At 71.6% G+C, this 13,594-nt stretch carries 12 protein-coding genes and 1 tRNA gene; 8 read left to right on the plus strand and 5 right to left on the minus strand.

Going from position 1 to position 13,594, the window contains the following annotated elements; all coding sequences use genetic code 11:
• Positions 1 to 35 precede the first annotated feature (35 nt).
• A complete protein-coding gene (gene aroQ / locus HMPREF2833_RS05545) occupies positions 36 to 482 on the plus strand; it encodes a type II 3-dehydroquinate dehydratase (RefSeq protein WP_029603198.1) in 447 nt (148 codons plus the stop codon).
• A gap of 102 nt (positions 483 to 584) precedes the next feature.
• On the opposite strand, the gene HMPREF2833_RS05550 is transcribed toward aroQ, so the two are convergent.
• Complete coding sequence (locus HMPREF2833_RS05550; RefSeq protein WP_070636887.1) at positions 585 to 1,769, minus strand: MarP family serine protease; 1,185 nt, start codon at positions 1,767 to 1,769, stop codon at positions 585 to 587.
• A gap of 254 nt (positions 1,770 to 2,023) precedes the next feature.
• Between HMPREF2833_RS05550 and HMPREF2833_RS05555 the strand changes: the two genes are divergently transcribed.
• Entirely contained in the window at positions 2,024 to 2,701 is a 678-nt protein-coding gene (locus HMPREF2833_RS05555; protein ID WP_019310051.1) for a Crp/Fnr family transcriptional regulator, read from the plus strand.
• An 84-nt stretch (positions 2,702 to 2,785) separates the two neighbouring features.
• Here the strand turns inward: HMPREF2833_RS05555 and HMPREF2833_RS05560 are convergent, their stop codons facing one another.
• Genes HMPREF2833_RS05560 through HMPREF2833_RS05570 form a run of 3 tightly spaced genes read right to left on the minus strand, consistent with a single transcriptional unit; the run spans position 2,786 to position 4,396 of the window.
• Positions 2,786 to 3,700, minus strand: coding sequence for an NUDIX hydrolase (locus HMPREF2833_RS05560; RefSeq protein ID WP_059281737.1), 915 nt, complete (start codon positions 3,698 to 3,700; stop codon positions 2,786 to 2,788).
• A gap of 2 nt (positions 3,701 to 3,702) precedes the next feature.
• A complete protein-coding gene (locus HMPREF2833_RS05565; RefSeq protein WP_019310049.1) occupies positions 3,703 to 4,182 on the minus strand; it encodes a RidA family protein in 480 nt (159 codons plus the stop codon).
• Between the two features lie 19 nt (positions 4,183 to 4,201).
• A complete protein-coding gene (locus tag HMPREF2833_RS05570; protein ID WP_019310048.1) occupies positions 4,202 to 4,396 on the minus strand; it encodes a DUF4177 domain-containing protein in 195 nt (64 codons plus the stop codon).
• Between the two features lie 118 nt (positions 4,397 to 4,514).
• Between HMPREF2833_RS05570 and HMPREF2833_RS05575 the strand changes: the two genes are divergently transcribed.
• The 3 genes from HMPREF2833_RS05575 to HMPREF2833_RS05585 are packed head-to-tail and all read left to right on the plus strand — an operon-like array spanning position 4,515 to position 10,604.
• Positions 4,515 to 6,656: a transglycosylase domain-containing protein gene (locus tag HMPREF2833_RS05575; protein ID WP_070636889.1), complete on the plus strand. Its 2,142-nt coding sequence runs from the start codon at positions 4,515 to 4,517 to the stop codon at positions 6,654 to 6,656.
• Positions 6,653 to 7,576: a metallophosphoesterase gene (locus HMPREF2833_RS05580; RefSeq protein ID WP_070636891.1), complete on the plus strand. Its 924-nt coding sequence runs from the start codon at positions 6,653 to 6,655 to the stop codon at positions 7,574 to 7,576. The genes HMPREF2833_RS05575 and HMPREF2833_RS05580 overlap by 4 nt, the downstream gene beginning before the upstream one ends.
• Positions 7,577 to 7,586: 10 nt before the next feature.
• On the plus strand, positions 7,587 to 10,604 hold the full coding sequence (locus HMPREF2833_RS05585; RefSeq protein WP_070636893.1) for an FAD-binding and (Fe-S)-binding domain-containing protein: 3,018 nt from the start codon (positions 7,587 to 7,589) through the stop codon (positions 10,602 to 10,604).
• 16 nt (positions 10,605 to 10,620) lie between these two features.
• On the opposite strand, the gene HMPREF2833_RS05590 is transcribed toward HMPREF2833_RS05585, so the two are convergent.
• The gene (locus tag HMPREF2833_RS05590; protein WP_070636896.1) at positions 10,621 to 11,868 is read right to left on the minus strand and encodes an MFS transporter; all 1,248 of its coding nucleotides are present in this window, start codon (positions 11,866 to 11,868) and stop codon (positions 10,621 to 10,623) included.
• 98 nt (positions 11,869 to 11,966) lie between these two features.
• Between HMPREF2833_RS05590 and HMPREF2833_RS05595 the strand changes: the two genes are divergently transcribed.
• From HMPREF2833_RS05595 to HMPREF2833_RS05605, 3 genes are all read left to right on the plus strand, one after another.
• A tRNA-Pro gene (locus HMPREF2833_RS05595) sits at positions 11,967 to 12,040 on the plus strand.
• A gap of 87 nt (positions 12,041 to 12,127) precedes the next feature.
• Positions 12,128 to 12,982: a PhzF family phenazine biosynthesis protein gene (locus tag HMPREF2833_RS05600; RefSeq protein ID WP_070636898.1), complete on the plus strand. Its 855-nt coding sequence runs from the start codon at positions 12,128 to 12,130 to the stop codon at positions 12,980 to 12,982.
• The gene (locus tag HMPREF2833_RS05605) at positions 12,979 to 13,524 is read left to right on the plus strand and encodes a thiol-disulfide oxidoreductase DCC family protein (RefSeq protein ID WP_070636900.1); all 546 of its coding nucleotides are present in this window, start codon (positions 12,979 to 12,981) and stop codon (positions 13,522 to 13,524) included. The genes HMPREF2833_RS05600 and HMPREF2833_RS05605 overlap by 4 nt, the downstream gene beginning before the upstream one ends.
• Positions 13,525 to 13,594: the final 70 nt, after the last annotated feature.

Below are 13,594 nucleotides of genomic sequence, written 5' to 3' on the forward strand. Positions count from 1 at the left end.
CGAGGTGTGCGGGGCCGATGCGCTTGAATGGGGGCATGAGCGAGCTGCCGATCCACGTCCTCAACGGCCCCAACCTGAACACACTGGGGACGCGCAAGCCCGAGATCTACGGGAGCACCACGCTCGCGGACGTGGAGACGAACGTGCGCGCCAGGGCGCAGAGCTACGGCCTGGAGGTCGTGTTCGAGCAGTCCAACTGGGAGGGCCAGCTCGTGGACTGGATCCAGCGGGCGCGCACGGAGGCCTGCGGCATCGTGATCAACCCCGCCGCCCTGACCCACTACTCCGTGGCCGTCCACGACGCGCTGGAGATGTGCGAGATGCCGGTCGTGGAGGTGCATATCTCCAACGTCCACCGTCGGGAGGCGTTCCGGCACACCTCGTTCGTCTCACCGCAGGCCACGGCCGTGATCGCCGGGGCCGGGGTGCTCGGGTACGAGCTGGCCGTGGACGTGGTGGCCCGCAACCTCGGGATCGGCTGAGAGCACCGCAGCCCCGCCCTGCCACGGCGTGCTCAGCGCGCCCGCGCCACCGGCGGCGGCGTGCTCACTGCGCCCGATCGACCCGCGTCCCCGGGAAGGGACTCAGCCCGCCACGCACTGACCCGTGGGCACTGGAGCGGTGGAGTCACCCGCCGATGCGAGGATCTCGGTGACCCGGTCCACGGGAATGGCGTACCCGGCCTCACCCTCCACGGCCTTGGCGAACACGACGCCCACCACCTGACCGTCGGCGTCGAGCAGCGGACCACCCGAGTTGCCCTGCTCCACGTTGCCGGCGATCTGGATGATGCTGCGCGTCTGCGTCTCGCCCGTGGTCACGTTCTGCACGGGAGCCACCGCCTCACCCTGGATGGTGGCCGGGCGCAGGGTGTAGGGGCCACCCAGGGGGTACCCCGCAAAGGACACGGTCTCCCCCGGGCTCACCTCCCTCTGCATGGGGAGCGGGGCCTCCGGCAGGTCGGGGACGCGCAGCACGGCGAGGTCCGAGGCGGCGTCGTACTGCACCGTCTGGGCCGGGTAGACGCGACCGTCGCGCGTCTCCACCACCGGCTGGTCCACCCCGGCCACCACGTGGGCGTTGGTGACCACGGTGCCTGGCTGCGCCACGAACCCGGAGCCCGTCTGGTTCTGCGCGCACTGAGCGGCCGTGCCGTAGACCTGCACCACGGACTGCCCGGCATCCGCGACCACCTGGGAGTCGGGGGTGTCCTGGGGATCCGGCGCCGCCTCCGTGGGGAAGAGCAGCTCGTCCAGCTGGCGGATGCCCTGCGCGCCGCTGATCGCGTTGCGGGTCTGGGTCATGGCATGGCGCACCGCGTCCGGCGTGAGCCGCTCGATGCCCCGCAGCACCTGTGAGGACGCCACCTGCTGGGACAGTCCCGGCAGACCGAACTGGCCCACCAGAGAACCGAGCAGGGAGATGACCAGCGCCGCCACCGCCACGTTGAGCACCGCACCCCCGAGCCGGTCCAGCAGCCCCACGCCGGATTTCTCCAGCAGCCCCGACAGCGTCCGGCCCAGCACGGTGCCCAGGTACTCCCCGAGCGCCAGCAGCACGAGCACCGTGAGCAGCACGGCGGGGATCTGCCACTGCGGGTCCACGTACGAGGCCACCACGGGGCCGGCCCAGAACGCGAGCACCGCGCCCAGGACCAGCCCGAGGATGGCGGCAAGAGACCGGAAGAACCCCCGGCGGTATCCGGCCACCAGGTACGCCAGGAGCACGACGATCAGCAGCACGTCCAGAAGGTTCAGGGCCAGGGTCATGAAGGTCCTCAAAGGTGGGGGGCCACGCGGGGAGCTGGTGCGTGTCGGGTCGAGCATACGGTGGGTGACGGGGTGGACCATGAATCCGGGCGCCGTGCAATGGGCCCGGGACGGAAATCCGACAGTTCCCTGAACGTTCACTCTGAGCACCACCCGAGGGACTGGACCCGGACCGTGTGAAATTCGTTACGATGGAACGTCATCTAGCACGTGGCCCCCACACGGGCTCACCCTTCTTCGTGAGGAGATCTACCTTGGATACCGACGTCCTGCGCCGCGCTCCGCTTTTCGCTTCCCTGGACGACGAGGCGTTCGCCGCTCTGACCAAGGAGATCACCGAGGTGGATCTCTCCCGCGGCGCCACCTTGTTCCACGAGGGCGATCCCGGCGACCAGCTCTACTTCATCGTCTCCGGCAAGATCAAGCTCGGCCGCACCGCGAGCGACGGCCGCGAGAACCTCGTGGCCGTGATGGGCCCGGGCGAGATCTTCGGCGAGATGGCGCTGTTCGACCCCAGCCCCCGTTCCACGTCCGCCACCGCGGTCTCCGAGACCCGCCTGGCCGGTCTCAAGCACGAGAACCTGCGCAAGGTCATCCAGCACTCCCCCGAGGTCTCCGCCCAGCTGCTGCAGGCACTGGCCCGCCGGCTGCGCCGCACCAACGAGAACCTCGCGGACCTCGTGTTCTCGGACGTCCCCGGCCGCGTGGCCAAGGCGCTGCTGGACCTCGCGGACCGCTTCGGCCGCCCCGCCACGGACGGCATCCTGGTGGCCCACGAGCTCACCCAGGAGGAGCTCGCCCAGCTGGTCGGCGCCTCCCGCGAGACCGTGAACAAGGCCCTGGCCGAGTTCGTCCAGCGCGGCTGGATCCGTCTCGAGGCCCGCGCCGTGGTCATCCTGGACCTGCAGCGCCTCAAGCAGCGCTCGCGCTGATCCGTTCCCCGGAGCACGACGACGCCCGCGGCACCTGCCGCGGGCGTCTCACGTTCTGCGCCGTTCCCGGGGTGCGGACGGGTCTCAGCCGTCGAGCACGAGGACGGGTTCGCCGTCCCGCAGGTCCAGCCGCGGCCGCTTGACGCGCATGTCCCGCCGAGCCGCCAGGAAGGCCACCGCGGAGGACGCCTCGGCCACGGCCTCCACCGCGCACCGCACGCCCGGCGTGGTGAGCTCCTCCAGGTCGAAGTGCCAGGGGTCGTCGCTGCGCGCGGAGTCCTCCGCCTGCCGCCGGAACGTCTCGGGCACGTCCGTGGACCAGGGGTCCTCGAGCAGCGCGCGGGCATCCACCCATCCCAGCCAGGCCCGACCGCGCTGGGTGGCCAGTGCGCAGTGGCGCTGCCCCACGGGCACCGCGGCCGCGAAGAACAGCAGGTCCAGCCGCTGGTGCACGAAGTCCGAGGTGGCCCAGTGGGACAGGGGGCGCAGGCACTCGCTGTGGAACGCCATGCTGCGCTTGGCCAGCAGGTCCGCGAACGAGATGTCCTCCGTGGCCAGCAGCTCGCGCGAGCGCATCCAGTCCACGCCCTCCACGTTCTCCGCCACCCCGTGCATGGGAGTGCCCGCGAACAGGATTCCCGCCTCCACGAACGTCTTGCGTGCCGCCGTCACGAGGCTGCGCCGAGCCAGGCCGATGTCCTCGGAGAGCAGCTTGTGGGCCCACTCCGCCGAGGACGGCCCACGCCAGTCCAGGGGTTCGTCGTCGCTGGTCTCGGTGATGCCGCCGGGGAAGGACAGCGTGCCCATGGCCTGCCGCCCGGGGCGGTGCAGCATGAGGGTCTCCACCCCGCGGTCTCCGTCCCTCACGAAGACGGTGGCCGCGCCGTGCCGCGGTGAGGAGCCGTTGAGCCCGATCCCGCGGTCCAGCCACGCCCGGGCCGCCTTGGCGTGGGCGGGGGGCACGGTGAAGATGCGCTCCCCGCCGCGGTGCCCGGACATGCTCAGGCGAACTCGACGATCAGCTCGACCTCCACCGGGGAGTTCAGCGGCAGGACGCTGACACCCACGGCGGAGCGGGCGTGCACACCGGCACCGGCGAAGACCCGGCCCAGCAGGGTGGACGCGCCGTCCACCACGGCCGGCTGACCGTAGAAGTCCGGGGCGCTGGCCACGAAGCCCGTGACCTTCACGATGCGCTGGACCCGGTCCAGGTCCTCGATCTGCGACTTCACGGCCGCGATGGCGTTGAGCGCGCAGCGCTCGGCGAGCTCCGCGGCGCGCTCGGGGGACACGGTGCCCTCCGCGCCGGAGTCGCTCACCACGCCGGTGGCCGGCAGCGAACCGGACACCAGGGGCAGCTGCCCCGCGGTGTAGACGTGGTTGCCGCTCACCACGGCCGGGGCGTAGGCCGCCAGGGGCTTGGCCACCTCGGGCAGCTGGAGTCCGAGCCGCGCGATCCTGGCTTCGACTTCCTCACTCATGGTGTGATCCTCCCCGCGCTCAGTTCTTGGGACGCTTGAAGTAGGCGATCGGGTTGGTCTGCACGGGCGCCGTCATGTTGCCCGCGGGCGTGTCCGCGGCCTGAGTGCCGGGCAGCACGGTCACGAGCTCCCACCCGTCCTCCCCCCAGTTGTCCAGGATCTGCTTGGTGGCGTGGATCATGAGCGGAACGGTTGCGTATTCCCAAGTGGTCATGGCCACCACACTACTTGCCGGGACGTGCTCGCGCGCGGGTCTGCCTGCCGGGGACATCACAGCCGGACCGCACCTCGGGTGGACCGCCGCGGTCGGACCCGGCTTGTAGACTGGCGCAATGGCATCACGCAACACATCGGGCCCTGAGCCCACCTCGGTCCTGGGCAACGTCATCGCGTTCATCGCGGTTGCCGTGGTTGCCGGAGTGGTCGTGGCCGGGCTCCTGATCCCCCCCGCCGCGGCCGCCGGAATGGCCGCCAACGCCTCCGTCGGCTGGTTCAAGTCCCTGCCCGCCGAGATGGAATCGGGCCCGGTGTCCCAGGCGTCCACCGTGGTGGCCAAGGACGGCACCGAGGTGGCCAAGTTCTTCGCCCAGAACCGCGATCCCGTGCCGCTGGAGGAGATCTCCCCGCACATGGTGGACGCCCTCACCTCCATCGAGGACCGCGACTTCTACGAGCACGGCGGCGTGGACCCGTGGGGCATTGCCCGTGCCATGGCCAACAACCTGGTCAACCCGAGCGCCCGGCAGGGTGCCTCCACCATCACGCAGCAGTACGTGAACAACCTCATCATCGACCAGCAGGTGCGCAACGGCGAGGAGACCAGCACCATCGGCGCCGACAAGGGCGTGGTGGACAAGGTCAAGGAGATCAAGCTCGCCCTGTCCATGGAGCAGGAGAAGTCCAAGGACGAGATCCTCGAGGGCTACCTGAACATCGTGCTCTTCGGCGGCTCCAACTACGGCGTGGAAGCGGCCGCCCAGTACTACTGGGGCATCCCCGCCTCCAAGCTCAGCATCGCGCAGTCCGCCACCCTGGCCGGCATGGTGCAGTCCCCCAACTACTACGACCCCCAGGTGAACCCGGAGGCCTCCACCCAGCGGCGCAACGTGGTGCTGGACACCATGGTGCAGACCGGCGCCATCACGCAGGAGGAGGGTGAGAAGGCGGCCAAGGAGCCGATGACCCTGGACGTGCACCCCACCAACTCGGGCTGCTCCGCGGCGAAGTCGGCACCGTACTTCTGCGACTACGTGGAGAACGAGATCATGCAGTCGGACGTCTACGGGGCCACCCCGGAGGAGCGTCTGGCCACCCTGCAGCGCGGCGGACTGACCATCCAGACCACTCTGGACCCCAAGGCCCAGAAGGCCGCGGAGGAGCAGGTCAACGCCACGCAGCCCAAGGACAACAACCCGGACAACGTCTCCACGGCCCTGGTCTCCCTGGAGCCCAGCAACGGCCACGTGGTGTCCATGGCGCAGAACACCAACTACTCCGCGGCGGAGGGTGACTCCAACACCACGTACAACTTCAACGTGGACAGTTCCATGGGTGGCGCCGGCGGGTTCCAGGTGGGCTCCACGTTCAAGCCGTTCACCCTGGCCGAGTGGATCAACTCGGGCAAGGGCGTCAAGGCCAGCATCGACGCCCGGAAGCTGAACTACCCCGCGGACTACAAGTGGAAAGCCTCGTGCCTGCCCAACGGGTACAAGATCGAGCCCGGGACGAACGGCGAGGGTCTGACCTTCCAGAACGCCACACCGGGCTACAACAAGGTGATGGACGTGGACTACGGCATCTACAACTCCATCAACTCCGCCCTGTACGCCATGGCCGCGGACCTGGACCTGTGCGCGATCGGTGAGATCACCAAGGCCCTGGGCATCCACGACGGCAAGACCGGGGACCCCGTGGACACCACGGTGCTCTCCTCCCTGCTGGGCGGTTCTGCGGACATCTCCCCCATGACCATGGCCCGGGCGTTCTCCGCGTTCGCCAACGACGGCGTGATGTGCGAGCCGCGCGCCATCACCAAGGTCACGGACAGCACCGGGAAGAACTACGAGGTCCCGGCCACCAAGTGCGAGCAGGTGATCAAGAAGGAAGTGGCGCAGGGCGTGAACCACGTCCTGGAACAGGTGATCGTCAAGGGCTCCGCGTACCAGCGCGGGATCGGGTTGCCGAACGCGTCCGCCGCCAAGACGGGCACCACCGACAACTCCACCCAGACGTGGATGCTCGGCTACACCAAGGGTCTGTCCACCGCGTCCTGGGTAGGCAACTACGAGTACGGCTCGCGCTCCCTCAACGGTCTGAACATCGGTGGCAAGACCGGCGGCTCGGGCACCGACTGGGTGGACGGCGCCACCTACGCGGGTGCCCAGTGGCAGAACTACATGAAGGCCGTGGCCCCCAGCTACAGCACGGCGCCCTTCTCGGACCCGCCCGCCAACGTCCTCTCCACCACGAAGTGACCGCAACACCCGAGACCGGCACCGCCCCGGCCGCGCGATTCGTCGCCGCGGCCGGGGCGGGCTTGTTCGCCGCGGGAGCGGGCACACTGGCGTGGGCCTCCCTGGTGGAGCGTCGGCGCTTCCAGCTGCGGCAGGAGACGGTGCGCGTCCTCCCGCGGGGCGCACGGCCGCTGCGCGTGCTGCACATCTCGGACCTGCACACCGTTCCGGGGCAGGAGGCCAAGAAGCGCTTTGTGCACTCCCTGGCCGCACTGGAGCCGGACCTGGTGGTCGACACCGGGGACAACCTCTCCCACATGAAGGCTCTGCCGTACCTGCTGGAGGTCCTCGAGCCCCTGTTCCGCTTCCCCGGCGTGTACGTCCCGGGGTCCAACTGCTACTTCGCGCCGCGCCCCAAGAACCCCGCGCGCTACCTGTGGCGCACCACGGCCAGCGAGAAGAAGGACGAGGCGCCGCGGCTGCCCACCGAGGACATGCACCGGGCCTTCGACGCCCACGGCTGGGTGGGGCTCATCAACCGCTCCCAGCGCCTGGAGGTGGCCGGCGCGGTCCTCGACTTCTCCGGCGTGGACGACCCCCACCTGAACTACGACCGCCACCCCGGTTTCCCCGAGGGCGAGCCGACACCCGCGGACGTGCGGATCGGGGTGGCCCACGCGCCGTACCTCCGGACCCTGGACCGCTTCGCCGCGGACCGCGCGGACATCGTCTTCGCGGGACACACCCACGGCGGCCAGGTCTGCCTGCCCGGGGGTCGCGCGCTGGTCAGCAACTGCGACCTGGACCCGGCGATCTGCAAGGGGCTCATCGAGCACCGGGGCGTCCCCGTGAACATCTCCCAGGGACTCGGGGAATCCCGCTTCGCCCCGGTGCGGCTCTTCTGCCCGCCGCAAGCCGTTCTGGTCACTCTCACGGACTGAGGTACTTCCCATGGCACCGATCCGCCTCCCCCTCCCCACCCACCGGCCCGACGACGCCGCCCCTGCCACCCCTGCCTCCCCGCTGGACCGCGCGGTGGCCAGGATCGAGCGGGAGTGCGGCAGCGGCGTCGTCGTCAGCGGGGAGCTGGAGCGGCGGGCCGTGGCCCACGACGCCTCCCACTACCTGCTGCAGCCCCGCGCGGTGCTGCGTCCGCGGGACGAGTCCGAGGTGGGGCGCATCTTCGCGGCCGCCGCGGAGGCGGGCGCGGGGCTGACGCTGCGCTCGGGCGGCACGTCCCTGTCCGGGCAGGCCGTCACGGACCAGCTGCTCGTGGACGTGCGCCGGCACTTCAAGGCCGTGGAGGTCCTGGACCGGGGCGCCCGCGTGCGCGTCCAGCCGGGCGTCACCGTGCGCCAGGTCAATGCCCGGCTGGCCCCGCACGGGCGGTCGCTGGGCCCGGATCCGGCGAGCGAGTCGGCGTGCACGCTGGGCGGAGTGGTGGCCAACAACTCCTCCGGGATGGCGTGCGGCACGGAGTTCAACACGTACCGCACCCTGGAGTCCATGGTGCTCGTGCTGCCCTCCGGCACGGTCCTGGACACCGCCGCCCCGGACGCCGCCGAGACGTTGCGGGCGCGCGAGCCCGAGCTGTTCGAGGGCCTGCTCCGGCTGCGGGACCGCGTGCGGGGCAACCCGGAGTCCGTGCGGACCGTCGAGCGGCTGTTCGCCATGAAGAACACCATGGGCTACGGGCTGAACTCGTTCCTGGACCACGAGGACCCCGTGGCGATCCTGGAGCACCTCATGATCGGCTCCGAGGGCACGCTGGGGTTCGTGGCGAGCGCGACCCTGCGCACCGTGCCCGTGCACCCGCACGTGGCCACCGGCCTGCTGGTGTTCCCCACCGTGGTGGCCGCCACGAGCGCGGTGCCGGAGCTGGTGGGCTCGCACTGCGCCACCCTGGAGCTGCTGGACGCCACGTCCCTGGCGGTCTCGCAGCGCACGGGGCTCGCCCCGCCCGCGATCATGGACATCCCCGTGGACCAGCAGGCCGCGCTGCTCGTGGAGTACCAGCACGACACCCCGGACGGTGTGCGGGAGCTGGCGCAGGCGGCGTCGTCCACCTTCGATGCGCTGGAGCTGACCGGGCCCGTGTCCCTGACCACTGACCCCCGCGAGCGCGCGAGCCTGTGGACCGTGCGCAAGGGGCTCTACACCACCGTGGCCGGCAACCGGCCGCAGGGCACCAACGCGCTGCTCGAGGACGTGGTGGTGCCCGTGGACCAGCTGGGCGGCACGTGCGAGGAGCTCACCGGGCTGTTCGACGCCCACGGCTACCGGGACTCCGTGATCTTCGGCCACGCCAAGGACGGCAACGTCCACTTCATGCTCAACGAGCAGTTCGACGACCCCGCCCAGCTGGAGCGCTACGAGCGGTTCACCGAGGAGATGGTGGACCTGGTGCTCGGCCGCGGGGGCTCGCTGAAAGCCGAGCACGGCACCGGACGCATCATGGCGCCGTTCGTGCGGCGGCAGTACGGGGACGAGCTGCACTCCGTGATGGTGGAGCTCAAGGCCCTGATCGACCCCGGGAACCGCTTCAACCCCGGCGTGATCCTCACCGAGGACCCGCGCGCGTACCTGCGGGACCTCAAGACCGCCCCGCCCGTGGAGTCCGAGGTGGACCGCTGCGTGGAGTGCGGCTACTGCGAGCCGGTGTGCCCGTCCCAGGACCTCACGCTCACGCCGCGCCAGCGCATCGTGGGCCGCCGGGAGATCGCCCGGGCCGAGGAGCGCGGGGACACCGCCCTGGCCGCACGGCTGCGCCGCGAGTACGACTACGCCGGGCTGCAGACGTGCGCGGTGGACGGCATGTGCGTCACGGCGTGCCCCGTGCACATCAACACGGGTGACCTGGTGCGCCGGCTGCGCGCGGAGAACCACTCCACGGTCGCGGACCTCGCGTGGGGGGCCGCCGCGCGCTCGTGGGCCGCGACGTCCGCCGGGGCGTCCTTCGCCCTCACGCTGGCCTCGCGCATGCCCGCGGTGCTTCCGGTCTCCGCAACCCGCGCGGCCCGCGCCGTGCTCGGCGCGGACACGGTCCCCCGCTACAACGCCACGCTCCCGGCGGGTGGCGGCAACCGCTCCCGGTTGACGACGCCGCCCGCGCCCTCCCCTGCCGAGCGAACGTCCCGAGGGGTTGCGGGCACCCCGGGCGCGAGTGCCGTGGGAACGGGTGCGGCGGAACCGGGGGCGATGGCCGCCCGCGGTGACGCCGCGGCGTCGGCCTCCGCGCAGCACCATCCCGTCCGGGCCGTGTTCTTCCCCGCGTGCATCGGGGCGATGTTCGGCACGGTGACCGGGGAGGGCCCCTCGGCCTCCGAGGCGTTCCTGCGGCTGTGCGAGCGCGCCGGTGTGGCCGTGCGGATCCCGGAGGGCATCGACTCGGCCTGCTGCGGCACCCCGTGGAAGTCCAAGGGGCTGCCCACCGGCTACGCCACGATGACCGAGCGGACCCTCGGGATGCTGCGGGAAGCCTCCGAGCAGGGACGCCTGCCCGTGGTGTGCGATGCGGCGTCCTGCACCGAGGGGCTCGAGACCATGCGGGAGCTGGCCACGGACCATCCCGTGTACCGCGAGCTGCGCTTCGTGGACGCCGTGACCTTCACCGCCGAGCACGTGCTGCCCGGCCTGGACCGGGGAGCACCCCTGGAGACCCTGGCCGTGCACCCCACGTGCTCGTCCGTGCACCTGGGCGCCATCGAAGACCTCATGCGGGTGGCCCGGGCGTGCGCCCGGGAGGTCACCGTGCCCGTGGACTGGGGCTGCTGCGGCTACGCCGGGGACCGCGGGATGCTGCACCCGGAGCTCACGGCCTCCGCCACGCGGCGCGAGGCCGCAGAGGTGCGGGCCGGTGATTTCGGTGCATATGCATCGTTGAACCGGACGTGCGAGCAGGCCCTCACGGAGGCCACGGGCCGGCCCTACGAGCACGTGCTGCAGGTCCTGGAGCGGGTCACCCGGTGAGCCGGACGGACGCGGCTCAGGCGCGCGGCGGCGTCGTGCCCGGATCCGGGACACCCCGTGCCGCGGCGCGCGCCACCGGGACCGCGGAGGCCGCGCACACCAGCACGCCGAAGAGCAGGCACCACACGAAGCCCGTGGTGGGCTCCACCCCCGCCCAGCGGGCCACGGCCGGCGCAACGAGCGACAGCACGAACGGCACCGCGAAACCCGTGTAGGTGAGGGTGTAGAACACGCCGATGAGCGCCCCGAGCTCGTGCGGGCGGGCCATGAGCTCCACCTCGCGCAGCCCGGCCACCATCATGAACCCGTAGCTCACGCCCAGCACCACGGCCGTGGGAACCGCGAGCCAGCTCGAGTGCCAGGTCACCGTCAGCGCGCCGAGGACCAGGCCCACGCTCGCCGCGCCGAGCCCGGTGACGGACAGCGGGAGCCACCCGTGGCGCGCGAGCCGCGCCGCGAGCGGCTGCACCAGCACGCCCGTGAACATCACGGCAGCGGCCACGACGCCCAGGTAGGCCACGGGCCAGCGCACGGTGCTGAGCAGGAAGGACGGGATGCTCGCAAAGGCAATCGTCGCCGTGCCGAACACCCACGGCGCCCACGCCGCGACCACCCAGAAGAACCGGGATGTGCGCGCCACGGCAGGAACCAGGGGCCGTGACGGGCGCGGGCCGCTCGCGGGTGGCTGCGTCTCGGGGACGTTCCACACGAGCACCGCGGCCACCACGGTGAGGACCACGTGCACCACGAACGGGGTGACCTGCGGCGCGGGCAGGAACTGCGCGAGCAGCCCGGCCGCGAGCGGCCCGGCACCAAAGCCCGCGGAGAGCACCACGGTGGCCCGCCGGGGCCCGGCACCCGGGCGGTCGGTGCTCAGCTGCTTGACCCACGCGGACCCGGACGCCATGGCCATCCCCACGCCGAAGCCCATGATCCAGCGGCCCGCGTACAGCAGCCAGTCCGTGGTGTGGGACGCCGCCGCGAGCACCAGGGACGCCACGAGGACCACCGCGAGCGCGGGGCGCATCACGGCGCGCCGGCCCCGGTGGTCGGAGACCGGGCCGAGCACGAGCAGCGCAGGCACGAGGCCCGCCGCGTAGATCCCCAGCATCCCGGTCACGAAGGACTCGCTGAGCCCGTCCTGCGAGCGGTAGACCTCGAGCATCGGGGCGAAAAGGTTGGCACCGAACCCCACGGTGAACATGGCCGCGCCCACGCGCCACCACGTGCGAGGGGTGACGGCCGTCACGGCGGGGTTCTCCATACCAGCGAGGCTACCGGGGCGGCGCGGGGAAATTTCACATTCTCCGGACCCTGACGCTATGCTGAAGCAGTTGTTCGCGGGTCCGCCCGTGCAACTTCCGGGATGTGGCGCAGCTTGGTAGCGCGCGTCGTTCGGGACGACGAGGTCGCAGGTTCAAATCCTGTCATCCCGACCGAAATCCCCTTGCTCCTCCGCAACCGGAGCAAGGGGATTTTTTCATGCCCGTCCCCGCGTCGGGGCCGCGTGGTGGAATCGGGGCATGACCTCCGCATCCCGTTCCCGCCCGTTCGCCCAGGTGGACGTGTTCTCCGCCGAGCCCTTCCTGGGCAATCCCGTGGCCGTCGTCCTGGACGGCGCGGACCTCACGGACGAGCAGATGGCACGGTTCGCGAACTGGACCAACCTCTCCGAGACCACGTTCGTGCTGCCGCCCACCTCCCCCGAGGCGGACTACCGGCTGCGCATCTTCACGCCCGACCGCGAGCTGCCTTTCGCGGGCCACCCCACCCTGGGCTCGACCCGCGCGTGGCTCGCGGCAGGGAACACGCCGCGCGGTGACGTCATCGTCCAGGAGTGCGCCGCGGGCCTGGTCCGCGTCCACCCCACGGACGACGACGCCGCCCTCGCCTTCGAGGCCCCGCCCACCCTCCGCTCGGGGGACCTCGCGCCGGACGTGCTGGAGCCGATCACCACCGGGCTGGGCCTGGACCCGGGCCAGGTGGTGGCGCACCAGTGGGTGGACAACGGCCCCGGGTGGGCCGCGCTGCTTCTCCGCTCCGCGGACGAGGTGCTCGCACTGGAACCCACCTTCGCCGCGCTCGGTGCGCACAAGGTGGGGGTGCTCGGCCCCGCTCCCGAGGTCGCGGAGCACCGCTTCGAGGTGCGCGCGTTCGTGCCCGGGGCCGCTGGGTACGAAGACCCCGTGACCGGCAGCCTCAACGCGGGTCTCGCGCAGTGGCTCGTGCGGACCGGCCGCGCCCCGCAGGACTACACCGCACGTCAGGGCACCCGGATGGGTCGTCGAGGGCTGGTCCGCGTGAGCGCGGATGCCACGGGTGCCGTGCGCATGGGTGGGCACTGCACGGTGTGCGTCTCGGGGAGCGTGGTCCTGTGAGCACCCGGCTGCACGTGGTCTTCGACGGCCGGTGCGGTTTCTGCACCCGCGCGGTGGGCTGGGTGGAACACCTGGACCGCCACGGACGGATCGAGCTGCACGCGTGGCAGCACCCGGGCGTGCCGGAGCGCTTCGGCCTGACCCCGCAGCAGTGCGACGCCTCGGTCTGGGCGGTCCCCCAGGCCGGGGACAACCCCCTGCACACTGCGCGGCGGCCGCGCGGGGGCGGGGCCCCGGTCACTGCCTGCCACGGTCCGCGAGCTGACGCTGTACCACCGGGCACGCCGGGGCCCGCAGATCTCGGGGCCGGGTACGGAGACCCGCAGGCCACGGGCGGGCACGCGGTGAGCGGCGCACGGGCTGTCGCAGACATCCTCGACGCGGCCCTGGGCACGCGCTGCTTCGCAGCGTTCCACGGCCTGCCGCTGGTGGGCCGCACCCAGGAGGTCGTCTACCGGTGGGTGGCCACCCACCGGGGCCGCCTGCCGGGCGTCACCCCGTGGTGCGAGCAGCATCCCAGTCAGTGCGTGGGGCATGCCTGACCTCCGGCCCCGGTTCTTCCACACGCACAGCCACCCTCACCTCTTCCCGTCGTCGACCCGCGGGCAGGGA

Origin of the sequence: Kocuria sp. HMSC066H03 (genome assembly GCF_001812045.1) — a bacterium.
Classification (GTDB): domain Bacteria; phylum Actinomycetota; class Actinomycetes; order Actinomycetales; family Micrococcaceae; genus Kocuria; species Kocuria rhizophila.